At 68.6% G+C, this 23,563-nt stretch carries 22 protein-coding genes and 2 pseudogenes; 16 read left to right on the forward strand and 8 right to left on the reverse strand.

What is annotated here, in order from left to right; translation table 11 throughout:
• Nucleotides 1-47 precede the first annotated feature (47 nt).
• On the forward strand, nucleotides 48-446 hold the full coding sequence (locus GGE06_RS09505; protein WP_116156938.1) for a VOC family protein: 399 nt from the start codon (nucleotides 48-50) through the stop codon (nucleotides 444-446).
• Between the two features lie 238 nt (nucleotides 447-684).
• Here GGE06_RS09505 and GGE06_RS09510 read toward each other — a convergent pair whose 3' ends face one another.
• The gene (locus GGE06_RS09510; RefSeq protein ID WP_184930518.1) at nucleotides 685-1,347 is read right to left on the reverse strand and encodes a helix-turn-helix transcriptional regulator; all 663 of its coding nucleotides are present in this window, start codon (nucleotides 1,345-1,347) and stop codon (nucleotides 685-687) included.
• 56 nt (nucleotides 1,348-1,403) lie between these two features.
• Between GGE06_RS09510 and GGE06_RS09515 the strand changes: the two genes are divergently transcribed.
• The gene (locus tag GGE06_RS09515; protein ID WP_184930519.1) at nucleotides 1,404-2,276 is read left to right on the forward strand and encodes an aldo/keto reductase; all 873 of its coding nucleotides are present in this window, start codon (nucleotides 1,404-1,406) and stop codon (nucleotides 2,274-2,276) included.
• Nucleotides 2,277-2,505: 229 nt separating this feature from the next.
• On the opposite strand, the pseudogene GGE06_RS09520 reads toward GGE06_RS09515, so the two are convergent.
• Nucleotides 2,506-2,672 (reverse strand): annotated as a pseudogene (locus GGE06_RS09520) (GNAT family N-acetyltransferase); the annotation flags it as partial.
• Between the two features lie 179 nt (nucleotides 2,673-2,851).
• Here GGE06_RS09520 and GGE06_RS09525 point away from each other — a divergent pair.
• Together GGE06_RS09525 and GGE06_RS09530 are read left to right on the forward strand one after the other, a co-directional pair.
• Nucleotides 2,852-3,511, forward strand: coding sequence for a rhomboid family intramembrane serine protease (locus GGE06_RS09525; protein WP_184930520.1), 660 nt, complete (start codon nucleotides 2,852-2,854; stop codon nucleotides 3,509-3,511).
• Nucleotides 3,512-3,984: 473 nt separating this feature from the next.
• Nucleotides 3,985-4,122, forward strand: a complete 138-nt coding sequence (locus GGE06_RS09530; protein ID WP_181924387.1) for a hypothetical protein — start codon at nucleotides 3,985-3,987, stop codon at nucleotides 4,120-4,122.
• A gap of 611 nt (nucleotides 4,123-4,733) precedes the next feature.
• On the opposite strand, the gene GGE06_RS09535 is transcribed toward GGE06_RS09530, so the two are convergent.
• Nucleotides 4,734-5,534, reverse strand: a complete 801-nt coding sequence (locus GGE06_RS09535; RefSeq protein ID WP_184930521.1) for an SDR family oxidoreductase — start codon at nucleotides 5,532-5,534, stop codon at nucleotides 4,734-4,736.
• Between the two features lie 630 nt (nucleotides 5,535-6,164).
• Between GGE06_RS09535 and GGE06_RS09540 the strand changes: the two genes are divergently transcribed.
• From GGE06_RS09540 to GGE06_RS09555, 4 genes are all read left to right on the forward strand, one after another.
• Complete coding sequence (locus GGE06_RS09540) at nucleotides 6,165-6,695, forward strand: hypothetical protein (RefSeq protein ID WP_246532387.1); 531 nt, start codon at nucleotides 6,165-6,167, stop codon at nucleotides 6,693-6,695.
• Between the two features lie 50 nt (nucleotides 6,696-6,745).
• On the forward strand, nucleotides 6,746-7,201 hold the full coding sequence (locus GGE06_RS09545; RefSeq protein WP_312883073.1) for a hypothetical protein: 456 nt from the start codon (nucleotides 6,746-6,748) through the stop codon (nucleotides 7,199-7,201).
• A 651-nt stretch (nucleotides 7,202-7,852) separates the two neighbouring features.
• Complete coding sequence (locus GGE06_RS42355; protein WP_246532388.1) at nucleotides 7,853-8,101, forward strand: hypothetical protein; 249 nt, start codon at nucleotides 7,853-7,855, stop codon at nucleotides 8,099-8,101.
• A gap of 998 nt (nucleotides 8,102-9,099) precedes the next feature.
• Nucleotides 9,100-9,648 carry a CGNR zinc finger domain-containing protein gene (locus tag GGE06_RS09555; protein WP_116156934.1) on the forward strand — a complete coding sequence of 183 codons (549 nt, stop codon included), beginning with the start codon at nucleotides 9,100-9,102 and terminating at the stop codon, nucleotides 9,646-9,648.
• Here the strand turns inward: GGE06_RS09555 and GGE06_RS09560 are convergent.
• Nucleotides 9,602-10,072, reverse strand: a complete 471-nt coding sequence (locus tag GGE06_RS09560) for an LmrA/YxaF family transcription factor (RefSeq protein WP_184930522.1) — start codon at nucleotides 10,070-10,072, stop codon at nucleotides 9,602-9,604. The two genes, GGE06_RS09555 and GGE06_RS09560, sit on opposite strands and share 47 nt — an antisense overlap.
• Here GGE06_RS09560 and GGE06_RS42360 point away from each other — a divergent pair.
• The 4 genes and pseudogenes from GGE06_RS42360 to GGE06_RS09580 all read left to right on the forward strand — a co-directional run.
• A pseudogene (locus tag GGE06_RS42360) lies at nucleotides 10,071-10,590 on the forward strand (IS5 family transposase); the annotation flags it as partial. The gene GGE06_RS09560 and the pseudogene GGE06_RS42360 overlap by 2 nt on opposite strands.
• Nucleotides 10,591-11,203: 613 nt before the next feature.
• On the forward strand, nucleotides 11,204-11,593 hold the full coding sequence (locus tag GGE06_RS09570) for an SDR family NAD(P)-dependent oxidoreductase (protein WP_184930523.1): 390 nt from the start codon (nucleotides 11,204-11,206) through the stop codon (nucleotides 11,591-11,593).
• 489 nt (nucleotides 11,594-12,082) lie between these two features.
• Nucleotides 12,083-12,595, forward strand: a complete 513-nt coding sequence (msrA, locus tag GGE06_RS09575) for a peptide-methionine (S)-S-oxide reductase MsrA (RefSeq protein ID WP_116156928.1) — start codon at nucleotides 12,083-12,085, stop codon at nucleotides 12,593-12,595.
• A gap of 846 nt (nucleotides 12,596-13,441) precedes the next feature.
• On the forward strand, nucleotides 13,442-13,813 hold the full coding sequence (locus GGE06_RS09580; RefSeq protein WP_312883074.1) for an SsgA family sporulation/cell division regulator: 372 nt from the start codon (nucleotides 13,442-13,444) through the stop codon (nucleotides 13,811-13,813).
• A gap of 383 nt (nucleotides 13,814-14,196) precedes the next feature.
• Here the strand turns inward: GGE06_RS09580 and GGE06_RS09585 are convergent, their stop codons facing one another.
• Nucleotides 14,197-15,042: a prephenate dehydratase gene (locus tag GGE06_RS09585; RefSeq protein ID WP_184930525.1), complete on the reverse strand. Its 846-nt coding sequence runs from the start codon at nucleotides 15,040-15,042 to the stop codon at nucleotides 14,197-14,199.
• 16 nt (nucleotides 15,043-15,058) lie between these two features.
• Nucleotides 15,059-15,214: a hypothetical protein gene (locus tag GGE06_RS09590; protein ID WP_181924384.1), complete on the reverse strand. Its 156-nt coding sequence runs from the start codon at nucleotides 15,212-15,214 to the stop codon at nucleotides 15,059-15,061.
• A gap of 855 nt (nucleotides 15,215-16,069) precedes the next feature.
• Between GGE06_RS09590 and GGE06_RS09595 the strand changes: the two genes are divergently transcribed.
• Together GGE06_RS09595 and GGE06_RS09600 are read left to right on the forward strand one after the other, a co-directional pair.
• Nucleotides 16,070-18,562, forward strand: a complete 2,493-nt coding sequence (locus GGE06_RS09595) for a DUF6185 family protein (protein WP_184930526.1) — start codon at nucleotides 16,070-16,072, stop codon at nucleotides 18,560-18,562.
• Nucleotides 18,563-18,692: 130 nt separating this feature from the next.
• On the forward strand, nucleotides 18,693-19,574 hold the full coding sequence (locus GGE06_RS09600) for an IS5 family transposase (protein ID WP_184930527.1): 882 nt from the start codon (nucleotides 18,693-18,695) through the stop codon (nucleotides 19,572-19,574).
• 29 nt (nucleotides 19,575-19,603) lie between these two features.
• Here the strand turns inward: GGE06_RS09600 and GGE06_RS09605 are convergent, their stop codons facing one another.
• Nucleotides 19,604-20,329 carry a hypothetical protein gene (locus GGE06_RS09605; RefSeq protein ID WP_184930528.1) on the reverse strand — a complete coding sequence of 242 codons (726 nt, stop codon included), beginning with the start codon at nucleotides 20,327-20,329 and terminating at the stop codon, nucleotides 19,604-19,606.
• Nucleotides 20,330-21,256: 927 nt separating this feature from the next.
• On the opposite strand from GGE06_RS09605, the gene GGE06_RS09610 reads away from it, so the two are divergent.
• Nucleotides 21,257-22,027 carry a GNAT family N-acetyltransferase gene (locus tag GGE06_RS09610; RefSeq protein WP_221517974.1) on the forward strand — a complete coding sequence of 257 codons (771 nt, stop codon included), beginning with the start codon at nucleotides 21,257-21,259 and terminating at the stop codon, nucleotides 22,025-22,027.
• Between the two features lie 9 nt (nucleotides 22,028-22,036).
• Here GGE06_RS09610 and GGE06_RS09615 read toward each other — a convergent pair whose 3' ends face one another.
• Nucleotides 22,037-22,651 carry a GPP34 family phosphoprotein gene (locus GGE06_RS09615; protein ID WP_184930530.1) on the reverse strand — a complete coding sequence of 205 codons (615 nt, stop codon included), beginning with the start codon at nucleotides 22,649-22,651 and terminating at the stop codon, nucleotides 22,037-22,039.
• 206 nt (nucleotides 22,652-22,857) lie between these two features.
• Here GGE06_RS09615 and GGE06_RS09620 point away from each other — a divergent pair, with 206 nt between their 5' ends.
• The gene (locus GGE06_RS09620) at nucleotides 22,858-23,433 is read left to right on the forward strand and encodes a hypothetical protein (RefSeq protein WP_184930531.1); all 576 of its coding nucleotides are present in this window, start codon (nucleotides 22,858-22,860) and stop codon (nucleotides 23,431-23,433) included.
• Nucleotides 23,434-23,563 lie beyond the last annotated feature (130 nt).

The following is a 23,563-nucleotide window of genomic DNA, read 5'->3' on the forward strand; positions in this document are numbered from 1 at the left end:
TACCGCCTGAGCCGAGGACCATGTACGAGACAACCCCGAGGAGAGACATGACAAGCAGGTTCACGGAGTTGGTCGTCGACTGCCACGATCCGGAGAGGCTCGCGGCCTTCTGGTGTGAGGTTCTGGACTTCAAGGTGATCGAGCGGGCGAAGGACAAGGTCGAGATCGGCTCCTGGGTGCCGACCGTCGGGGAGGTCAGGGCCCGCCAGATGCCGCCCACTCTGGTGTTCATCCAGGTGCCCGAGGGCAAGACCGTGAAGAACCGGTTTCACCTCGACGTCAGCCCGATCGACGGCAGCACCGACGGCGAGGTGACCAGACTGCTCGGCCTCGGTGCCGCCAAGGTGGACGTGGGGCAGGGCTCTGGCAGGAGCTGGGTGGTCATGGCCGATCCCGAAGGCAACGAGTTCGACGTCCTGCGCACCCTTGCACCATGCGAGCCCTGAGAGGTCCGGGCAACGACGAAGCCCCAGGTCGCTGACCTGGGGCTTCGTGTGAAAAGTGGACGACGGGAATCGAACCCGCGTCATAAGCTGGGGGAATCACCCGGTACTCGGCGGGATACACCTCACCTCACCTGAGTGAGCTTCTCTCCGCGACAGCATTTCTGGCCGCCTCGTGGGCCCGCTTGATGCCCGCTGTCGACTGCCCCTCCTGGCACCGAGTGGAACGCGGGCGGGTCGGTCAGGCGTCCGGGTGCCGCCCGAGGATCTCGCGGGCTCGCAGCCCGGCCTGGAAGCGGGAGCGGGCGCCCAGGGCGGTCATGAGGGCGGCTACCCGGCGTCGATAGGTGCGCAGGGAGACTCCGAGCAGGCGGGAAGCCGTCTCGTCGGTGTGGCCGGCCGCCAGAGACCGCAGTACGGCCCGCTCCGCCTCGTCGAGGTGAGGGAAGGGGGCACGGCAGTACGTGGCGAGGTCCGTCGCCGTCTCCCAGACCGTCTCGAACAGGGCTCGCACGCCGGCCACGACGTCCGGCTGCTGGACGATGCTGTACGTACGGGGTTCACCCGCGGCGGACCTCGGGGCCGCCAGCACGGCGAAGCGCCGGTCGACGACGATCGCTTCGTGGGCCGGGGGCGCGGGGGAGATCCGTATCTCCACGTCGGCCTCGGCGAGGCGTGCGAGCAACTCCGGCCCGCCGGCTTCATCGAAGACCCCGGGGCCGTACAACTTGCGGACCGACAGTCCCGGCACAGGTCGGCGGCGGATGTTCCGGACCGCCGCCGACCAGGTTTCCGGACCCCCGGCGGCACAGAGGAACTCCCGCCGCGCACCGTCGAGGAGGGCACCCGCGCGCCGCACCAACTCGGACTCTCCCCGCAGCGTCACGATGCCCCTCGTCGTCATGGCACCAAGCTGCCATCCGTTGGCTTCCGTTGCGAGTGATCCCGAGGATCGGGGACATGACGACGCCCCTTGAGAACCCGGCCTCCACCTTCCTCCTCGGCGGAGAGTTCTCCGTCGCCCGCATGGGCTTCGGCGCTATGCGCCTCCCGGCCCGGGAGATCACCGGTCCCACGAACGACCCGGCTACCTCAGCGGCCGTACTACGACGGGCCGTCGAGCTCGGGGTGAACCACATCGACACCGCCTGGTTCTACTTTTACGGAGCACTCTCGGCCAACGGCCTGATCCGCCGCGTCCTGCACCCCTACTCCGAGGACCTGGTCCTGGCGGCCAAGGTCGGCCCGGTCCGGCACCGCGACGGGAACTGGGGAGCCCCGGCCGGCCCCCGGGAACTCGTCGCCGGCGTCCACCGCTCGCTGCGGGAACTCGGCCGGGACCACCTCGACCTCGTCTACCTGCGGCTTCACGAGGACGACGACGACACCGTGGCCGAACGGTTCGGCACGCTCGCCGCCCTGCGAGAGAAGGGCCTCATCCGACACCTGGGCCTCAGCAACACCACCACCGGCCAGCTCGCAAGGGCGCAGCGGATCGCCCCCGTGGCCGCCGTGCAGAACATGTACGGCCTCCTCCACCGCCAGAACCCGGATGTCCTCGACGCCTGCACCCAGCAGGGCATCGCGTTCGTGCCCTTCTTCTCCCTGGAGACCCTGGGCCGCCCCGAGCCGACGGAGCCACTCGCCCGGATCGCCGCCCGGCACGGAGCCACCCCGGTCCAGGTCAAACTCGCCTGGACGATGGCCCGTTCACCGGTGGTCCTCCCGATCCCCGGCACCTCCTCGGTCGCCCACGTGGAGGAGAACATCGCGGCAGCCGACCTGCTCCTCGACCCGGAGGACCTCGCCACCCTGGACGCGCTGTCATCCTGAGCGACGGGTCCGGACAACGGCGAAGCCCCAGGTCACCGACCTGGGGCTTCATTCAGGAGCGGATGACGGGAACCGAACCCGCGCCACAGGCTTGGAATCACCCGGCACTTGGGCCCGCGTAGGGGTTCCCACCTGCGGAACGCGCACCGGGGCCCTCGGCGCGATTGCTTCACCGGTGCTCCTGCTCCCCGCTGGTGTGGGGATGGTCTTGTTGGCGAGGTTCTGGTTGCTATGCCGGTGTGGTGTGGGTGTAGCCGGGGGTGGTGAGTCCTTCGGCCTGGCACAGCCGGTCGGAGGGTCCGTCGACCTCTGTCTGGAGGAGTTGGTAGGCGGCGCTGCGGGCTTGCTCCAGTGCATGGCGGCCCGCCACAGGAGACGTCCGAGTCCTTGTCCTCGTGGAGCGGTTCATTGATCATGCGGCGGACTGTGTGACGGCGGCCAGTACGAGTTCCCCACGTACGGCCAGTTGGCGTGTCGCTCTCCGTGTCGTTGACGCTGTCGGGCAGGGGTAGTGCGTTTGCCACTCGTATGGCTGTGCCTGTCTGTGTAGTTGCACCGTCTGGCAGGCTTCGATCATGAACATGCACAGTGTGTTGCTCTATGGGTGCGCGGTGGTCGTCATCGTGTCGGGCATCCAACTCCTGGCGACGCTCGCCACGAAGGGCTGCGAGGAGATGTCTCCTCCCCTGGCCTTGCTGCGGGCGTGGCGGCATCCTCTCCCGAGAGTCGCCACGGGGCTGGTGGCCACCATGGTGGTGCTCGGCGTGGCCCAGACGGCTGCCCCCGCCATGATCGATGCGCTCGAGCGACATCCTCATGGTGCGTGGTGGCGAGCCGTGACCGCCTTGATGGTGCAGTCGTCGGGTTGGTTCCAACTCCTGTTCAACCTGGCCGCGCTCGCGATGGTCGCCCCGCTCGCCGAGCGGCAGTTCGGCTCCTGGCGGACGTTGCTGGTCTTTACGGCAAGCGGTGTGACGGCGCAGGCGGTGAGCATGGCCGGCTGGAGCCTCCAAGGAGGCGGGGACTCCGTGGCGATCTGCGGACTCGTCGGCGCACTCGCTACCTGGTACGCGGCGCGCGGCAGCGTCGTCGCCCTGCGGCGGGTGGCTCTCGTCATCCCCGCCGCGGGTCTTGTCCTTTGCCTCCTCACCAACAACCACGGAGTGGGCCTTCTTGTCGGCAGCGCGCTGGGAGTCGGACTGGCAACTCCTGCCCGCCCGCCCTTGGCGGTCTGACTCAGCGTGACGGCGGGCGGCCAGATACTTCCCCAGGAGCAGGGCCCTGTGGGGAATTGCAACTGGTTGCTGATGCCGGGCCACAGTGAGCAGGGCGAGAGGAAAACGAGTCGAACAAAAGGCCCCCGCTTCACAGCTGGCTGCCGGCCCCCTGGTCGGCCTGGCGCCTGTACCAGCGAATGCGGCTCTACGAGCCCCCTCCTACGTCTGCATGACCACCATGACGAAGGACCGCGCTGTCTAGCGCGCGCGGCTCCAGCACCAGCACAGGCGCCGCTGGAAGAAGGCGGACGATGACCACCCACCCCGCCCCCGCCCCAGCCACCAGGAACTGACGAGATGCCCGGCCCTGGCCGGGCGTCAACAAGCGGCACCGCTGGAATCGTTCCTGCGGTGAACTCGTACACCACAACGGGTGGCCTCCGCCCCCGCCGGCCGCCGGCCCCGGCGAAGGTCCGGTACCTGTACGGGACGTGATCACCTGCCTCACCCGCACCACCGCGGCCGCCGCGCTTGCCCTGTTCTCCCTCACCTTGGCCGCCCCCGCGCACGCCGAGGTCGCCCCGGCCGAGCCGCTCATCCTCGCCGACGGTGGTGGTGCCGGGCACTGAAGGGGCGGGCTGGAGATCCATGATGGTTTGGCGGGATAGAGGAGGGCAATGCCGGGATCTTGTGTACCTATGTATGCAGGAGAGGGTCTGTTGGGGGCCTTGCCGGGGAGAAGAGGCACCGCGTCCGAGTTGCTGCGCCAGGAGCTTCTGGACATCGAGGTGGCGTTCCGCGGGTTCGGGTTCCAGGAGTCCGACGACAACGTGGTTCCTGTGTCGTTCGGTGACGACTGCGAATGGGGGTGTTCCTTCGGGGGCACGAGCGCCGCTTCGATCTCTTCAGCGCCGGCCACTTCCACACTGCGAGTGACCACTACCCACACAGAGTCCGATACGGACGTGGGCGCTGGGCTCGAACCTATGCGTGGGGCGTTGATGCTGCGGCTGGGGAATGACGTGAAGTTCCACAGCAACTGTTCCCTGCTCGCGCGGGGAGGGTCCCCACGACACCTCCGGCCCGCCGTGGTGGGACGCCTGCTCTCCCCTTGCATGGGGATGGTCTGGATTGCGGTGGTCGCGTACACCGGCGATCGCGCTTTGCGCTGCGTGTCGGTCCGCCGTCGTGTGCTCTGCAGCGTCCTGTGGCGAGGGTCTTTGGGGTCGCTCAGCCTGACTCATTCCGGCGGATGGGTGCGGAGCCAGTCGGCCCAGGTGGTGGTGCCCCGTTTGCCGTCGGGGCATGTGAGGTCGCGGGCCGCGCGCTCTACCGCGGACGGTACCGGGAGGCGTAGCAGTCGTCGCTGTCTGCCGCGAATCCGCTGCCACGACGTGATGACGTCGCCGAGCGTGAGTACCTGCGGTCCTCCGAAGTCCATGCACCGCCCTCCCGGGCCTTCGGCGACGCGTTCGGCAAGGTGGTCAGCGAAGTCTTGCGAGTCCACCGGCTGGGTCTGCAGATCGGTGGGCAACGCCACTACGGGCAGTCGGGCGGCCTTGCCCAGCATCCGGTCGGTCAGCCAGTGGAACTGGGTGGCCCGCAGGATCGACCACGGCACCGGTCCGGTGCGTACCAGCTCCTCGGCGGTGTACTTGACGCGCATGTACGGGATGCGGGCCCGGTCGACGCCGACGATGGACACATAGGCGAAGTGGGCCACCTCGGCCCGCGCGGCCGCGTCGAGCAGTCGGCGGGTGCCGTCGAGGTCGACCTCCGGCGGGCTGCGCCAGAAGTCGACCGGCAGGAGAAAGCCGCGCCGGGCGGCCGGGGAGAGTGTTGCCGCGTGCACGACGACGTCCGCCCCGGACACCGCTGCCGTGATCCCCTCGCCGGTGGCGAGGTCCCCCCGGAACCACTCCACATCGGGATCCGATCCCGGCGAACGGGCGAGCACGCGCACGTGGTGCGACGGCTTCAGCCTGGCGACCACGTCCCGTCCCAGGTGCCCCGTGCCGCCCGTGACCAGAACCGTGTCCATCGGCAGCTCCTCCGGGTCGAGCAAGCAGACCTCCGCTCCACTGTCTCACCACGCCGGCTCACCGGCATGACGGCGCCCGGACCCGGTGCCTCCCGCCCGGCTGACCCGGGCCAGGCAACGTCTTCAAATGATCTTTGTGAGTGGGTGGTGGGGCGGCAGTGGGCGGGTGTCAGCGGGTTCTGGTGTTGATGTCGTGGTAGCGGGGTGGGACGGGGCTGCGATCGCTGTCATGGGGTGACCAAGCGGATGCTGTGATGTGGCTAGCAGGTGGGTTGCTGGCTGTCATGGCTTTCGCTGTTCCTGTGTGAGGAACCGGCAGGGGGGGTGGGCTGGGCCGTATGGCGGTTCAGGGTAGTCCGGCGGGTGGGGCCAGCTCGGGATCGGCTGGTGTGGTGCCGGCCGGGGGGCGCTCGCGCGGGGATGGTCCCGCGCTCGGGATGGTCGCCTTGTTCCCCGACTGAGCTTCCGCCAACCTGAAATCGCAGGTCAAGGGGCTCGTGTGACCGGTCTTCGGGGTACTCGTGCTGATCGTGGGCGGAAGTCCACGGAGAAGATCGTTTGTCAGCATGGTTGAGCCGAAAGAAAGGCCATGCAGCAGCGTCGGCGGATGTGCGAGCCTTCTGTCCCCAGATGCCGACCGAGAAGACTCTGATGACCCGCGACGATGCTCTCAAACAGCTCAGCCACATCGCGCGCGAGCGGGCAATCGGTAGACATGTCGGGTCCGACCGGCTCATCCAGGCAGGTCTTGACGCCCTCATTGCCGAGGTCGAGAGTCCCTCCCTCGCCATGCTGGCTGGCCTCCTCCGGAGCGAGGAACCCGAAGCGCCAGCGCTCTTCGACCAGGTGCTGGAGGAGCTGGGACTTCTCTTCCATCCGCCCGCCGACCCTCGGGCCGCAAAGTGGGCGCTTGGCTACTGGATCGCCGGTCAGATAGCCGACGGAACCCTGGATCCCGCCACCGGCACCCACCTCATCTGGGCAGACGTCGCCTACGACCTCGGCTACCCCGAAGAGCTGCAGTCCCTCGTCTCGTGCCATTTCAACCTGGACGAATGGGAGGAGAGTTGGGACGTGTCCGTCGAGGAGCTCAACAGGGAAGCAGTCGAGGCGGCGAAGCAGTTCCTTCGCAGGAGGCCGGCAGCAGAAGCGGGGAGCTGACCGTCCGGTTCTTGCTCGCTGCGGTTCGGCCGCCTCCTACGATCCTGTGCGTGCCGGATCCCGAACTGCTGGAACGGATCACTACGCGCCGTGCAGAGCTGGACGAACTCGAAGAACAGCTGGCCAAGCAACTGGAAGCGGTGCGGGCCGAGAGGGACGAGTTCGCCGTCGCCGAACGTGTCCTTGAACGGGTGAGCGAGCAGCTCGCCGAAGAACGCTCCTCAGCCCAGCCGATTCCTGGGCAGGTGGGCGGCCGGGTGGTGATGCTGATCCCGCACCGCCGGCCGGGCACAGGCGAAAGCATGCTTCCGCCGGACTGCCAGCGCATCATCGCCGCCGTGCGACAGGCTGCCGGACTGGTCATGGCCCGCGAAGTCGGCGAAGCGGTGGGGGCGGACATCAGCGTGAAGGCCAAGCTGGAACCACTACGCAGAAAGCTGGTCAGGCTCGTCGACCGCGGCTGGCTGCGGAAACTGCCCGACGGCCGGTTCACCACCCGCCTGTGACCAGGAGCACCGCCACTCGGAGCGGCTCCGAACGGGCGTAACCGGGTTGCCCCCGGCGGCCGTTGGAATTGTGTGACGAGTACCAAAAAGCGCGCGGAGGACACCTGCCCGCTTGTCCACCAGTGCCGCCCGCTGTCCACCAGTGCCGCCCGCCGCCGTCCACGCACACGGTCGATCACCTCGCCAACCTGCTGCGGTGTCATCTGAAGGCGATTCGGTCCAAGTGGAGGATCCCGCCGCCTGGGAAGATCGTGGTGAGCGTCTTGGTCGTACTACGCCACGACCAGCGTCTGGCCGACATGGCCGGCGGAAACGATGTGTCCGAGTCCACCGTCCGCCACTGGCGCGACGAGCTGATCCGGCCGCTCTCTGCCCAGGCGCTGCGCCTGGACCGAGCCCTGCGGAAGGTCACGAAGCAGGGTGGGGAGGTGGTCCTGATCGACGGCACCCTCATCCGTACCCAGCGCCGCACCGGCAAGGCCGACCGGCGGGAGCTACTCCGGCAAGCACCGCAGCCATGGCCTGCACTTCCTCGCCCTGACCGACGAGAATGGCCGCCTGATCTGGATATCCGCCGCCCGCCGCGACCACATTCTGGCCCACCTGCGCGCCGCCGGCCTCGGAGCGTTGGCCGACCTCGGCTTCCGCGGCTTGGACAACGACATTCTCGACCCCGTGATCGTCACCGGGCGGGCGCCGGTCGAGCACGGCTTCGCTCACCTCAAGAACTGGCGGATCCTCACCAAGCTCCGCACCGACCCCGCCCGCGCCACCCGCCTCCTGCGCGCCCTGTTCGTCCTGACGAACCTCGAAATCAACCGCTGGCAGATGATCTTCTCCGCGGACTCCCGCCCACGACCAGCACGAGTACCCCGGGGACCAGTCGCACGAGCTCTTTGACCTGCGTCTTCAGGTTGGCGGAGGCTTACTGCCGTCGATGGCGATGGCGATGGCGATGGCGATGGCGATGGCGATGGCGCGGCGGGGCCGCGGATCGTCAGCTGGGACGCCGCTTCCTGATCCGCTCAGGGCGAGCAAGCTGGATGCGTGTTCTGTCCGGCGCCGGTGCCCGGTACGCAGTCGCTGACTGGTGACCCGTACGCGCGTGGGAAAGGCCGTTTCCTCCGTTACCGAGTCTTCATTGCCATTCCGGATCTCTGCCCATCCCTTTCTCGACACCCTGGGAGCGGCGGTATGGGCAAGGTGGGAACGCCCGGCCCCGTCCACCCGGTGCGGACTACTCATATGTATCCAGCGTGGCCGACCTCCGCTCTCGTGTGTCAGTGCGTGTACATGTTTGTGCTGCTGAGCAATAGCCGTGCCGCCTCCAGCCCGCGCAAAGGACGTCCGATGCTTGATCGACGCTCTCTTCTGTGCACCAGTGGCGTTGCCGCGGCCGGCGTGCTCGGCGCTGCGGCCTCCTCGTCCGCCCCCGTGGCAGCGGCCCCGCCCCTCGCGGTGGTGTCCCCCTTGCGGTAGACCCCGATCCGACCTCGGGAGCCACGCGTACCCTGCTCCAGGAACATCCCTCGACTGCCGAGGGATGGAAGGCCGTGCAGACACTCGTGGAGATCCTCCGGAGGAAGGAATCCGGCCGGCACAGCCGCCCCGGCGTCGAGGTCGGCTACATCGTCCGTGGTGACGTGTTGATGGAGTTCGACGACAGGCCTTCCTCTGGCTACGGACGGGGGATCCGTTCTTCATCCCCACGACGTCATCCACAACGCCCGCAACGTCGGCACGGTCACCACGATGATGCTGGCCACGTATGTCTTCGACGTGACGAAGCCCCTCGTGACCGCCTATCACTGAGCATCAGGAGGCGGCCGGAAGCCGGTGCCCGGACGGGCTGCACGATGGGGCTTGCATTGAGCGCTGTCACTGGTCAGTATGGTTACGTGAATCATGCCTTTCCCTGTGGGACGCTCTGCCTGGACTTCGTCGGCACTCTGCGGGCGCGGCGCAACGCCGAACCGCTCGAGAAGCTGGCCACGCCCGGGCTCCTGGACGACTGGTTCATGGAGTCGGGGATGCTGGATCTCGTGCCCGGTGCGAGCGAGGCGGATGTGGTGATCGCCGTGCAGCTGCGCGAGGCGATCTACGACCTGGTGGCCGCCCGGCTCGATGGCCGCGCGCTGCCGGTGGAAGCGGTGGCGGAGCTGAACCTGCAGGCCTCCGGTCTGCCGGTGACGCTGCGGCTGGGGCCCGAGGGGGTCATGAAGACGGGGTCGGTCTCCCAAGGACTGGCGGCGCTCGCGCGCGAAGCGGTGCAGCTGCTGGGCGGGGACGAGGCCGCGCTGCTGCGGGAGTGCTCCCGTCCGGAGTGCACGCAGGTCTACCTCGACCGCTCGCGGGGCCACCGCCGGGAGTGGTGTGCGATGCGGACCTGCGGCAACCGGGTCAAGGCCGCCAACTACCGGGCCCGCCAGCACGCCGCCCAGGCCTGAGCGGTCCCGCTCGGGCCCGGCAACCGCCGTACTTGTGCGACGTACCGCTACGTGGCGGGTACGGCCGCAGGTCGTCGAGTGCGGTGGTGAGGGCGGCGTCGAGGTAGTCGGTGCGGCCGGTTGCCTGGAGTATGACGACCCCGCCCTGGACGGCGGCGAGGATGCTACGGGCCCGGCTGTGGGCGGCCTGGGGCTTCTGGGGCGTGACGACCCGCACACCGCGCAGCAGCGCTTCCTCCCACTCGTCGAAGAGGGTGGTGATGATCCCGCGCGCCTCGAGGGAGGAGTTGCCGAGTTCGGTGGTGAGGCTGCTCAGGGGGCACCGCTGGCCGAGCTCGGTGTAGTGGTCGAGTACCGTCTGGCGCCACTGCTCCCAGGCCTCCCACGTGGAGAACCGCAGGGCGGTGGCCGGCGCCTGGACCACGGTCTACCGCCGGTTCGCCCAGTGGAGCCGGGACCGGATTCGGGCCCGCATTCGCGGCGTGATCCTCGATGAACTCGGGGCGCGGGGCGCAGGGCGAGTGGGAGTGGCCGCGGTGTGCGATCGACTCCGTCAGCCTGCGGGCTGCAAAGGGCGGCCGTCGACGGGGCTGAAATCCGACCGACCCTGGCAAGCTGGGATCGAAGAAGTACCTGATCACCGACCGGAACGGACTGCCGCTGTCCCCGGGTGTCTCCGGCGCGAACATGCACGACAGCCTGGGCCTGAAGCCGCTCGTGCGCGGCATCCCGCCCATCCGGTCCCGCCGCAGGCCCCGGCGCCGGAGGCCGGCGAAGCTACACGCCGACAAGGGCTACAGCTACGACCATCTGCGCCGATGGCTGTGCGGGCGTGGAATCCGCCACCGCATCGCCCGCAAGGGTGTCGAGTCCGCACAGCGGCTGGGCCGACATCGCTGGGTGGTCGAGAGAACCGCGTCCTGGACGGCAGGATGCGTTCGTAGGGGCGGTGGAGCCGTCGGCAGCCGCAGCCTCGCCAGCTACCGTCGACTGACGTCCCCGCTCACGGCCGGAGCTGGTTCTGCTGCACGTCGAAACAGATCAGATCCATGGACTTCGCCACAGTTGCCGCGTAGGCCGATCCGCCGGTCTCTCGCCTCCCGGAGAGCCAGGTCGTCACTCATGCCTGGCAGATTCGCACACTGCACTGACACCCGACTGCCCGGACAGCGGTTGTGTCCGGTCACTTCAGTTGACCAGTTGAGCGTTGGCCGGGCACGCTCCGGCAGCGTGCGGTTCGCCCAGCCGGGGCGCGAGTGCTCTTGCAAGGTCATGTACCTCAGCCCGAACATCGCCCCTGTCCAGCCTCCTGCCCCGCGCGTGATGGAGGGCTCCGGTGCGGCATGCACTCGCGACGGTGCAACGAGGATCGACAACGAGAAACCGGCCGAGGTCGACAGAGCGTTTCTCGGCAAGGTGCCGTAACCGCGCAAGTGTCGTGGCCGACCGCGAGCGAGTTGATGATCGACCGAGCCCCAGCATCTACGGAGCATGACGTGCGCCCCACCTGTGGACGAGGTGATCGCCAAGCGTCTGGCGACCCGAAGGCGCCTCGGTGATCGTGCATGGACGGGCCCCGCAGTGCACCGCGGCCGTCGTCGAAGCCGTCGAGGAGGCCGGCGGCGACGTCACGTTCGTCCTGGGCGACCTGGCTGTGGAGGAGGGTGCGGACGCCGTGTACGCCGCCGCTTCGATTGGGGTTCCGGTCGGCATCCTGGTCAACAGCACGGGTGTTTTCGACACCAGTCGGAGTTGGACCGATCTTGCGGCGTCGGACTGGGCGGACATCTACAGCGTGAACGTGCTCAGCAGCGTGCGCATGATCCAGCGCTTCGTTCCCGGGACGCGTGAGCGGGGCTGGGTCGGTCATCCAGATCAGCAGCGTCACCGGCGAGCTGCCGGCCGCGTCGTAGCCCCACTACGCGGCGATCAACGGTGCCCGTAACTCCCTCGCCGAGTCCCTGGCGCGCGAGCTCAAGAACACGGGCGTCACCTCGAACGCGGTGGCGGCCGACGGCATCCTCACGTCGGCCAATCAGCCGCCACTACTGGAGCTCGGCCGGCGGAGCGGGTGGGTGGGGGCGTGGGAGGACATCGAGCCCCGTCTGGTCGAGGCGCTGACGCCGAACGACATCGGTCGCATCGGGCGTCGGAGGAGTTACGAGGCCTTCGTTGCCTTCCTGGCCACCTCCGCTGTCCGCCTATGCCACCCCGTCCACCCTCGCCGTGGACGGTGGACGGCGGCTGGTACGGCTGAACCGTCGTGGTGCGTTACGACCGGTCCGGATTTTCGTCACCTGTTTGACTGGTGACGAGCGGTGTGTCAGTCTGTGTGCATGCCGCCCGTACGGGAGGCGTTGGACGCAAGCCGACCGGTCGGCCCCGTGGGGCCGACCGTGAGTGGCGTGACGGACGAAGGGGACGGTGACGGACCATGACCGGCAACGAGGAGCGGGCCGTGCTCGCGGGCGGCTGTTTCTGGGGCATGCAGGAACTCATTCGCGCACAGCCCGGTGTCCTGGCGACACGGGTGGGGTACAGCGGCGGTGACCTGGCCGATCCGACGTACCGCCATCACGAGGGGCACGCGGAGTCCGTCGAGATCGTCTTCGACCGTACGGTGACCGACTACCGCACCCTCCTGGAGTTCTTCTTCCAGATCCACGACCCGACCACGAAGAACCGGCAGGGCAACGACATCGGGGACAGCTACCGCTCCGCCGTGTTCTACCTGGACGAGGAGCAGAGGCGCGTCGCGGAGGACACCATCTCCGACGTCGACGCCTCGGGCCTGTGGCCGGGTCCGGTGGTCACCGAGGTGACCCCGGCGGGCCGGTTCTGGGAGGCCGAGCCCGAGCACCAGGACTATCTGCGGCTCTACCCCGACGGCTACACCTGTCACTTCCCGCGCCCCGGCTGGCGGCTGCCGAGGCGGGGCGAGTCCTGACGCGGTCAGCGCGACAGCGAGGCGGCGCCCCCATCACGATGACGGGGGCCTTTGCCGGGTCGAGCGCGCGGAGGAGTTCCTCCATGTGCTTCTTCGCGATGCTGATACACCCCTGGGTAGGGCCCCGTGGGTCGACATGCACCCGGATGCCGCCGTCCTTGGCGGCGCCCAGCGGCCGGGGCCGGTCCAGTGGCGAGGAGTCGGGCTCGCGGTCGTAGTCGATGGCGACGACAGAGTCGAAGGAGCCGGCCAGTGGTTCCCCCCGGAATCCGGTGCCGCCGAGCGTGAAGCCGCCGGAGCGGCCGTAGGGGAGACAGGCGCCGGAGTCGACCAGCAGTCCGCCCGCCGCCGTGAGGCCGTAGACCCCGACAGGCGAGCGCAGATTCCCCATGCGGTGGTCACCGGTCCAGCCCTTGAGCGCGTTGTGCGCGGACCGGCGGGCGGAAGGGGCCGGCGGTCCGCAGTCGCCCTGTGAGGGGGCTGCGTATGTCAGTCACACCGGTACAAGCGTTCTGACCCGGCCTCGGGTTCATCCGTACACGATCGGAGTGCCGTCCGGTCCGGGTATCCGCCCGGCCAAGTCGGATGACGTACGGGCAGGCGGGGCGCGGAGCGTCGACGTGGTGGGTGCGGCTGGTTCGGCGAGCGGTGACATAGGGCCTGGCAGGGGCGGATGACGGATGCCGTGGAGGGTGCCGCCACGGGAGAGTCAGGGTGAGGATCTCGCACCACGGAGGGATTTCCGTCATGAACGGCGAACAGACCGGCGTCCGGGCAGGTCAGGTGGGATCAGGGGAGTTGTCTGTTCTTCGTCTGGATATTCGGCGGGTGCTGGACGGTGCGCCGGTGCAGCCCATTCGGGCCGAGTTCCGGTTCGACGCGTCGTCGCCGATGGTGGCGTCGGTGACGCTCACCCCGTGGCGCGGCCAGGGAGTGACGTGGCGCATCGGTCGCGAGTTGCTCTACCGGGGGTTGTACGAGGAGAGCGGCGAGGGTGACGTGCAGGTGTGGCCGGTGCAGGGCGAGGGGAGGGACACGGCCTGGCTGCTGCTGGAGTCGAGGGACCACAGCGCCGTGTTCGAACTGCCCGTCGCGGAGGTTGAGCAGTGGCTGGAGACCACGTACGAACTCGTCCCTGCGGAGTCGGAGACCGACGCCCTGGACTGGGACGCCTTCCTCGACGACCTCCTGGACGTCGAGGAAGGCGCCGGCGACTGAGTCACCGACTCGGCCGGAGGCGCAGCCACGTGACCGATGTGCGTGCCGGACGTCCACAGGGGAGTGGCAACCACTCGTACGGTGCTGTCGCGCGCCGTGTTTCCGTACGGAGGTATTGCCGCCGACGGGCGGACGGGCGTCACGGCCTACCTGGCCAGGGCTGCACGACGACCGGCGGGACGTCGTGCGTCCCACCATCGCCTAGGCCCGTGAACTGCATGCCGCGCTACGGCTGACGCTGGTCGTGCTGAAGCGCTTGAACGGCACGCCCGTCGAAGGGACCGAAGGGACCGGGCATCCGGACTGCTTTCCCGGGGCGTGAGCGGTCCGCTTCCGCGAGGCGTGAACGTCAGGCGGGACGTCGCCCCCGCGAGGCGTGAACGTCAGGCGGGGACGCCGCTCCTGCGGTGCGGATGCGCCGGATACACGCCGAGGATGCGCACCTCGGTGGAGAAGAAGCGCAGCTCGTGCAGGGCCAGTGCCACATGGGGCTCGTCGGGATGGCCCTCGATCTCGACGTAGAACCGGCTCGAGCTGAGACCCGCACCCACCTGATAGCTCTCGATCTTGGTGAGGTTGACCGCGCTGCTCGCGAACCCGCCCAGCGCCTTGTACAGGGCGCTCGGGATGTTCCGGACGGCGAAGAACAGACTGGTCATCGTCGGTCCTGCGCCGACGGGCGCGAAGTCGGCGTCGCGGGAGAGCACGACGAACCGCGTCGTGTTGTCCGGGTCGTCCTCGACCGCGGGCCGGAGGACCTCCAGGCCGTAGTGCTCGGCCGCGGCGGGCGGGGCCAGCGCCGCGTGCCGCACGTCCCCGAGCTCCGCCACCTCGCGGGCGGCGCCCGCCGTGTCGTCGCTGACGAGCGTGCGCCAACCGCCCTCTCGCAGGACTTTCCGGCACTGCCCGAGTGCGTGCACGTGGCTGCGCACGCACTCGATGTCGCCCAGCGTTGCCCCGGGCACGCCCATCAGGTCGAAGCGAATGGCGAGGAAGTGCTCGCCCCGCACGAAGAGCCCCGACTCCGGAAGCAGGCGGTGCACGTCCGCGACCCGACCGGCGGCGGAATTGTCCACCGGGATCACCGCCTGGTCGGCGGTGCCGAGCGTCACGGCGTCCAAGGCCTGTTCGAAGCCGGTGCACGGCAGCTCCGTACAGCCCGGGAACAGCTGCTGGGTGGCCGCCGCCGAGTTGGAGCCGGGTTCACCCTGGTAAGCGACGGTCGTCACAGTGCGTTGCCTTTCCTCACACGAGCAGGCCGGACTCGGCGGCCGACAGGAGAGCCACCGTAGACCCCAGGCGCTGGATGACGGCGGTGCTGTCCACCACCAGAGACGCCAAGGAGTGACGCCCGCCCTTCCTCGGGAGGGGCAGCGCGCTCTCGTACACGGTGGCCGTCACGTGCTGCACCAAGGCGGCGGGTGCGCTGAACGCGGGCTGCCAGGGGCTGCCGTGCGGCGAGCGCGAGCCCGGAGACGGCTGTCCAGACGAACTCCGCCTCCAGGCTCCGCAGGGGCGTGCCGCCGGAGTGGGCGGTGAGGCCTGCCGGGACGTAGAGGCCGTCCAGGAAGGCTGTCGGGGATCGGTCAGCGTCAGGGCCGGCCACGGCCCGGCCAGGCTGTCCCTGGGTAGGCTCCAACGTCCGGAAGCGTGTAGCCGCCAGGCACGGGACGGACAAGCGGAGCGGTGCCGGAGCCGGACACTGCGACGGCATGAGGCAGTGTGGCGGCCCAGTTCCAGTCTGTGGTGAAGGACGCCCACGCTGCCGCAGGACTATCCAGGCCCGCGCTCTCATCCGTCTCGAACACCTGGGCCAGGCCGGTAGCCGGTGTGATGTCGACGCGGGCGGACGCGGACCGAGGGTGCTCCTCCGTCACGCGGCTCGCTCACCGCCGACCTGTCTCTCGTCAGTTCCTTATGGCAAGGAGGCCAGATGGCCATGCCGTTCATGCTGTATCAGCTCTTCGTTGGGTTCTGCCGGGCCGTGGTCGTACCACGGCGCGGCGGCATGCCTCTTCCCGCGCCGTGAGGCCCGCCTAGAGCCCGTCCGGCGGATCATGGCCAGGCCCGCGACGCCGCCACCGCCCGGCGTGCCGGAGCACCGTGCGCTCGGGCGGCCCGCGCCGGCCGCTCACGAAGATCCACCCCCGACAGCCGACGGGCACGGCCCACCGTGTCGGCTGCTGGGGTGGACCTGTCTGCGCGTCGGTGCAGCGCGCGACATCGTGCGCGTGGCGCGGGGACGATCATGGGCAGGTGATCCGTCACGGCTGTTCCGCCCAGCGCCCTCTGCTCGTGCTGTCGCTACTCCTCTGCCTCGTCCTCCCCACCCTGGGAAGGGCCGACGCCGCCGAACGCGACTCGCCCAGTTGCCGAGCCGACCAGCTCAAGAAGGCCAAGGTGACGGCGCTGGCGGAGTTCGAGCACCGCGGCAACGACTACAGCATGCTCACGAGCACCATGGATGTCAGCGTGCCCGCCGGTTGGGCTCATGCCTCCGAACTGCTCCTGGACGCCCACTCTCCGGTCTACCGCTCGGCGCTGGCGTGCCTGGTGAGCAAACCCGCGCTGGGGCAGGACGACTTCCGTGATAGCGAGTGGCGGTTCAAGCCGGTGGCCGTGAAGGCCGACGGCCAGTGGGTCAAGGTCCACTACGAGGCAAGCACCTGGGTCCAGAGCGCCTTCTCCGCCGTCGGCCCGTGGGAGCTGGCGGTGACGAAGGACGACTGGCGCATCACGTTGACGCCTTCGTCTTCCCTAAAGAGCGCGAACTGGGAAAGCGTGCAGGTCAACCTGGGCGGACAGGGCGCCCTGACGGCCACGCCTCCGCCTGCCTTCGGCGAAGGCGGAACGAACCTGAGCTGGCGGCACAAACAGCCCGGCCAGGATCCCGAGGTCACGTTCCGCCCACCGGCGGTACAGCAGTGGAACTTCATCACCACCTCGCTGGAAGCCCCCTGGGGGGCCTGGGAGACGTGGGGCGCCTTCAGCGCCTCGGGAGCGTTCTGGTACGTCGCCTCGGGCGCGTTGCTGCTGGTCGCGGCTCGGCGACTGAAGCGCAGTCTGGCCGGCAAGACGATGCCGGAGGAGGCGAGAGCACTGCGCTTCCTGCGGTGGTGGTCGATCCTCCTGATCTTCCTCGGCCTGCTCGTGTACCTCGGCGACAACCTGTACCGGCTTCTCGCCCGACTGATGGCCTGGGAGTTCGATTACTCGTCGACGCTGTCGGTGTTCAGCCTGGCATTCCTCGGGCTTGCGCTGTGTCTCCTCGGCAGCTGGTCCAAGCCCCTGCGGGTGAGCGTGAGCGTACTCCTCGCGGTGATCCTCGGCTGGTACGTGGTGTCGGAGGTATTCGATTTCACCTTGCTTCCCACAGCCGACCATGAGCTGTCCACGCCGGGCTGGACCGTGGCAGCCCTCGCCTGCTGTGCGCTGATGTCAGTGTGCTGGCTGGGGGTGATCGCCGCAGGGCAACGGATCCTACTGATCCGGGAAACACGGATCCCGCCGCGCTTGATGGTCCCCGCCGCCATCACGGCGGCCATGGTCACCGTCCTGTGGAGCTATCTCGCCTTCGAACGCTACTGGGACCGGATCAGCTGGCTCGCCGACCCCGGTCGACCAGAGTTTCAGACCCTTTGGAACCAGACGTTCGACGCATGGTGGTGGAGTTTCCCGGACAGTGTTCTCGTGCCTCTGCTGGTGATCGTGGGGATCTTGGCGCCGCTGGCAGTGCTGGGGGTCTTGCGGGTCTGCCGGGTCGAACAGTACGAGAAGTCGGCGTTCACGCCCGCGCCGGCGGAGCAGTTCCTCCTCGTGGTCCTCTTCGCCATCACCCTCGCGCCAGTAGGGAACCACTACGGCCTCTCCGCCTACGCCTTCACCCTGCTGCTGTGCATGTGCACGGCGTGGGGGGTACTGGCCCTGGGCTCTTCCGTCTCCGTACTGGAGCGGCCGTTCACCGACAAGGCGCCGCTCGGCATGACGATCTCGCAGACCGAGCGGGCCGACGTGCTGCGTCTGGCGCGCCGGTTCCGGGAGCTCCAGGCGCGCCTGAGTCACCTCGGCACGGCGAACGCGGCGGAGCGTGCCGAGCGGGAGTCGCTCGAGGCCGAGATCGACAGATTGGACCAGTCGTTGCCGGCCGGAGTCAGGCCCGTCGATCTGCCGTTCGCCTGTGGCCCGATGAGCACGTGGTGGGGCAATGCCCGCCGTGGGGCCGTCATCGCTTCTCTCGTCGGGTTGCCCGCGACCGGCCTGCTGTACTGGACCTATGCGGTGAAGGGTGACTCCTGGACGGTGAACGCGGAGGATTCGGCGGGATTCCTCTGGATCACGGTCACCGTCCTCTTCTGGCAGATCGCGTGGATCGTCGCGGGATTCTTCCTCGGGGCGCTGTGGCGTGATCTGCCGGGCCGTCACGGGCCGACGAAGGCGCTCTTCGTCACGCTCGCGTTCGCCATCCCGGAAGCCGCCGACTTCCTCGTCGCCCAGGCCCTCGGAGAGAGCGTGCCCCACTTGATCGGCGAGATCGCGGCATTCGGCTCGGTCATGACGTGCACCGGTCTGGTGATGGACCTGCAGACCTTCCAGAACGAGCGCCGCTACTGGGCGACCAATGCCGGCATGGTCGCGTACATCTACCAGATGCGCTTCGCCTCGGTGGCTTTCTTCGTGGCACAGCTCCTCGCGCTCGCCACGCTCTGGAAGACCCTCTCGGAAGTGACCCCGACGTCACCCACACCCTAGATGTATTGAGCATGAGCGTTGTAACGCTGTCGGGTCTTGATCATGGCGAAGACCTCCGGTGTGGTGGAGGTGTCTAGGACCTGTCCGACGGGTCGAGTGACTCATATGCGGATCGATCGTTCCGAACTTCGTGGAGCGGGGTGATCTTTCGGATGTCGAGTGGGCTCTGCTGGAACCGCACCTTCCAAGGAACCACGGACGGGGCGGGCGTTGGCAGTGTCATCGCAGAGTGATCAACGGGATCCTGTTCCGGCAGCGGACCGGCTTGCCGTGGAGGGACCTGCCGTCCCGCCTTGGGGGCTGGAAGACGGTGCACGACCGTCATCGCAGGTGGTCAGCAGACGGGACACGGGAGAAGATCCTGCGGGCCATCCAGGCCAACGCCGATGCTCAAGGACAGATCGACCGGAGCATGGTCAGCGTGGACTCCACCTCCTGCCGCGCCCATCAGCATGCGGCAGGTGCTCGCTCAAGCCCACCAAGGATCCCGGGAAGGCACAGTAGGCCGGCTCGGCACCGAACGGATGAGGCCCTGGGCCGTTCACGAGGTGGGCTCACCTGCAAGATCCACCTTGCAGGTGAGGGCGGGCTGCGCCCGCTCGCCTTCACCATCACGCCAGGCCAGTGGGGCGATGCCCCGCAGATGATCCCCGTGCTTGAGCAGATCCGAGTCCCTCGGCCAGAAGTCGGACGCCCACGCACTCGGCCCGACCACCTCGGCGGAGACAAAGCCTATTCGTCCCGCGGCAACCGCCACTACCTGCGGCGACGCCAGATCAAGCACACCATCCCGGAGCCGCGAAACCAGCGTGCCAACCGCCAACGCCGCGGCAGTAAGGGCGGTCGGCCGACCGGCTTCGACCGCTCGACCTACCGCCGCCGAAACGAAGTGGAGCGAACCATCAACCGGCTCAAAAGCTTTCGAGCCGTGGCAACCCGCTACGACAAGAGGGCCTACGTCTTCCACGGCACGGTCACCGTCGCCGCGATCCGGCTGTGGCTTCACCCGTAGGAGACAGCCGAGCAGCTGTCGGATCCGCCTTACCGCATGACCGGACGGTTGGCGGCTGTGTACTCGTCCGCGACGCTGAAGAGGCTGGCGCAGCCCGGGCATTCCGCATGACCGAAGAGGTGGGAGATTCCTTCGGCGAGCACCTCCTGCCCATCGCGGACAGCCATCTCATGCATCCACTTGCCGGTTCCGGTCAGTCCCTCGGCGGCCGCCGGACGCAGGTCGCGTCGCTCCACATCACCCATGTCCCAGTCCCGGATCGCGGAGTACCGCCCGTAGTCGCCGATGGCGATCGTGACCTCTACGCCACAGTGGGGACAGGCCAGCGGATAGAAGTCATCCTTGAAGTCGCCCAGGGCCGCCGCCCAGTGGTAGTCCTCCTCGGCCGAGAGCAGGGCACGGAAGGACACGAGGTAATCAGTCGGCCGCGACCGCAGGTGTCGGTTCAGCACTTCGCGAAACTGCGCGATGGCGTCGGCGCAGTCCGCCAAGAGAGCGTCGCAGCCATGGTGGCCTGCCGCACGCTCGAGGATCTCCCCCGCCAGGGCGCGCGCCTGCGCATTGCGAGGCGCAAGGCGCACCAGACGCGGCAGCGCAGCGAAACTGGCCGGGGAGACCAGGTCATGCTCAAGGACGAGCCGCCATCCCAGCTCCTTCCACGCGTCTGGGACGTCATCGCGCTCGACCTGCTCCAAGAGCTCCGGAACACGATCAACCTCGAACCAGCAGTCACGCATCTGTGTCCAGTCCACCACTCCGGCATTGAACCTTCCCCAGGTGCCCAGAGGCGAGCTCGTCTTGCAGCTCCGTAGTGATGGGCACTCCGAGCGACCCGTCGGACACCCCCTAGGAAGCGAGACATGGTGCTCGGTCGCAACGCGCCGCCCAGGCCGCTGAGCCCCAGCCCGCCGGCGTCAGTCGGCCGGCGGCGGTGCGGCACACCTTGTGGCACCGGTCCCGGTGGTCAAACGTCCCAAGGGGGCGGTCGGCCGACCAGCTTCTGCGGTAAGTAAGACCAGTGGAACCGTAGTTGAGATGACAGACATGCGCGTGCTGTCGAGATACACGTGATGCGTCCGTACGGGGCAGACCAGTTCCGCGATGATGTCAGCGAGGCGGTCCGGCATCGACAGGAACGGCGAGTGCGCGGAATCCAGGTCGATCACGTGCGCCCTGTTCCGCGGGAAGGCCTCGTCGGCGAGCAGACCCAGCGAATCGCCCCCTCGGCCTGCGGCAACGACGGGTTGGCGAAGCAGGGCGTGTCGGAGTCGGGCCTGTACGCGGTGACGTACGCGAGGCGCCGGAAGAGCTCCGAGCGGTGCTCCGCGGCCCGGGGGAGAGGCGCACCGACCATGCCTGTGGGCGACCACGGTGACCGGCTCGCCACGGACCAACCGCCGCCCCTGCTCGGCAATCAGGGGCGCCGCCGCACGGGACCTCGGAGTTCGGACATGGTCTCCTCCTGCGGAGGCCACGATCGTATCGAGGCCTCCGGACAGGCCACTCGGAGACATCTCGGAACACCTGTCGAACGTGTGCGAGCCGATGACACACACGGCGGCACCGTTTGGACGCACCGCGTGCTCCGCGCGCCCGGAAACGTGGTTGACTCGTCAGGTCTTCCGCATGTGTCGACGAAGTGAGGTGTTCCGGTGACCGTTCTCACGGACTCCGTCGAATCGATGGAACAACTGGCCGTGGCCTGGCGGGCCATGGTCCTCGACCGGGACGGGGAAGCCGACGTCCGCGACCTTCCCGGCATCGCCGTCCGCTGGGCCGACTGCCGCTTCGCCTTCTGGAACTGCGTCACCCTGACCGAGGCGGGCGTCGACGGCGCGCTCCTGGAGCGCCGACTGCGCGAAGCGGGCGACATCATGCGCTCCAAGAAGCAGTTGGGCTTCCTGTGGGTCTTCGAAGAGCTGATCGGCGACGGTGCGCGCGCAGGCCTGGAAGCGGCGGCCGAACGGGCGGGCCTGGTGTACGCCTTCCCCGGCACGGGCATGGCCGGAGACCTCCTGCCCCTGCCGGAGCCCGTCCATCCGGAACTCACCTTCGTGCGGGTGTCGACCGACGAACACCTTCAGGCCTACGCGGACATCAACTCCCGTGCGTACGGCTTCGCTCTCGAGGACGGCCGGGACGGCCTCGTCGGCTCCGCCCTCTGGAAGGACGGGGTACACGCCTACCTGGGGCTGCGTGACGGCGTGCCCGTGACCTGCGCCGCGACGGTGGAGGCGGACGGCCGTCTCTTCGTCGTACTGGTCGCCACGGACCCCGGCTGGGAGCGCCGCGGGTACGGTGAGGCCGTGACGCGGAAGGCGCTGCACGAGGGAGCACGCGCCACGGGCCTGACCCGCGCCACCCTCCATGCGACCGCGGCCGGGGCCCCTGTGTACCCGCGCATCGGCTTCCGGCCGAACTCACCGATGCATTTCTTCGCCCTCAAGGGCTGACGGCTCCCGTCAGTCGGAGCCGCGCCACACGTTGTCGAACGCCGCCTGCTCGACGGCCCGCCGCTGCCGTACACCCGCCAGCTCCAGCAGTGCGTCCCCGACGGCGGCCAGAACGAGCGTTACGGAGTCGTCGAGCGCCTCCAGGCGCCCCGGTTCGGCGGCAGGTGCGTCGTGGAGCCCCATCTCCTCCGTGAGACCGACGAGGATCGGGTCGGCGGAAGACCACAGTTCCGCCGCCCGGCGGCGGTCCGGTGAATCCTGGAGGACCGGCTGAGGGGCCGCGAACCGGGGGCCGCGGCGGCGTCGCCCGGTGAGCGTGCCCTCCTCCTCCAGCGCCGCGAGGTACTCCTCGGCCAGTCCGTCCCCCCTGCGCCACAGCCAGTCCCCGACCGCCTCGTACGGCTCTTCCCGCCGCAACGAGGCGAACGCCTGCGTCAGGAGGTCGTCGCCCGGCGGGGGAAACGCTCCGGGCACGACGCGCTCCGCCCGCAGGGCGACCGCACCGGCATCGAGCAGATCGACGAGCTCGGCCCCGGCCAGCGCGAGCGACAGGTCGCCCGGGCTCACCGCCCCGCCGGGGGCCGAGTCCAGGACGACCATGAGGAGGTTGCGTGCTGTGGTCATGAAGGGCCTCACATCCTCACGTACCGCCGTGCGCACCGAATGACCGGTCGCGTGCGGCCGGAACCGAAGCGAAACACATGCGTGTTCCACCTTACGACTTCTCCGCACCGGGCAGCGGCGGCCGATGGACGAAGTATCGCCGGTCTGCCGGTCGGTGATTGACTGATGGGCGGCGGCAAGCCCGAGGTGTCTTCAGAGGAGCGACCATGGCGTTCGAGACCGAAGTCGGTTCCGGAGTCGCGGAACGGGAGGACTGGTCCTATGCGCCGGCTGTCGGCGTCGGACCGCTCCGGTTCGGTATGACCGTCGACGAAGTGGTCGAGGCGGTTGGGGTACTCGGCCGGACGAAGGCCAGCGATTGCGTACGCGACCACGCGATCTTCTCACCGACGTGGCGGGTCGAAGTCCACCGTCGCGGATTGACCTCTTCCCCGCCTGCCGTCACGGCCTACGTCAGCCAGGCTGTGGGGCTGTTCTGCGTCGCTGTGGACGCCGTGCGCGGTCCCCGGGTCGCGTACGACGGAATCCTGCTGGTCGGGAGAGATCTGTCGGAGCTGGAGAGCGACGCCATCGCGTATGCCGAGTCCATGGGCGTGCACCTTCGCTACACGCCCGAGGGCTATGCAGGGCCGGACGATCCTGGGGTCGTGATGCGTGGGCAACCGGTCGGCCAGGTCCTCCGGTCGCGCCCGTTGTTCATGGTGACGCGCGATGGCGCGCATACGGAATGGGACTCGATGCCCTCAGCGGAGTACGGCGTCAACGGCCGGTCCATCGCCTGATGCGGGTGACTCATGACATGAGGTAGAGGAGATGTGCCCGCATACGACGGCCAACGGCCCACCAGTGGCGACGGAGGCTTGGTACATGATCCGACACCGGCGCTTCTCGGACTCCGAGAATCAGAGAAAC

This window comes from Streptomyces nymphaeiformis, assembly GCF_014203895.1.
GTDB classification, from domain to species: domain Bacteria; phylum Actinomycetota; class Actinomycetes; order Streptomycetales; family Streptomycetaceae; genus Streptomyces; species Streptomyces nymphaeiformis.

Bases quoted from the DNA above. Each gene is read 5' to 3' on its own strand.
- GGE06_RS09615 (WP_184930530.1), bottom strand. From the start codon at position 22,651: ATGACCACAGCACGCAACCTCCTCATGGTCGTCCTGGACTCGGCCCCC.
- GGE06_RS09515 (WP_184930519.1), top strand. From the start codon at position 1,404: ATGACGACGCCCCTTGAGAACCCGGCCTCCACCTTCCTCCTCGGCGGA.
- GGE06_RS09610 (WP_221517974.1), top strand. From the start codon at position 21,257: ATGGAACAACTGGCCGTGGCCTGGCGGGCCATGGTCCTCGACCGGGAC.
- GGE06_RS09525 (WP_184930520.1), top strand. From the start codon at position 2,852: ATGAACATGCACAGTGTGTTGCTCTATGGGTGCGCGGTGGTCGTCATC.
- msrA (WP_116156928.1), top strand. From the start codon at position 12,083: ATGACCGGCAACGAGGAGCGGGCCGTGCTCGCGGGCGGCTGTTTCTGG.
- GGE06_RS09510 (WP_184930518.1), bottom strand. From the start codon at position 1,347: ATGACGACGAGGGGCATCGTGACGCTGCGGGGAGAGTCCGAGTTGGTG.
- GGE06_RS09535 (WP_184930521.1), bottom strand. From the start codon at position 5,534: ATGGACACGGTTCTGGTCACGGGCGGCACGGGGCACCTGGGACGGGAC.
- GGE06_RS09540 (WP_246532387.1), top strand. From the start codon at position 6,165: ATGCCGACCGAGAAGACTCTGATGACCCGCGACGATGCTCTCAAACAG.
- GGE06_RS09620 (WP_184930531.1), top strand. From the start codon at position 22,858: ATGGCGTTCGAGACCGAAGTCGGTTCCGGAGTCGCGGAACGGGAGGAC.
- GGE06_RS09505 (WP_116156938.1), top strand. From the start codon at position 48: ATGACAAGCAGGTTCACGGAGTTGGTCGTCGACTGCCACGATCCGGAG.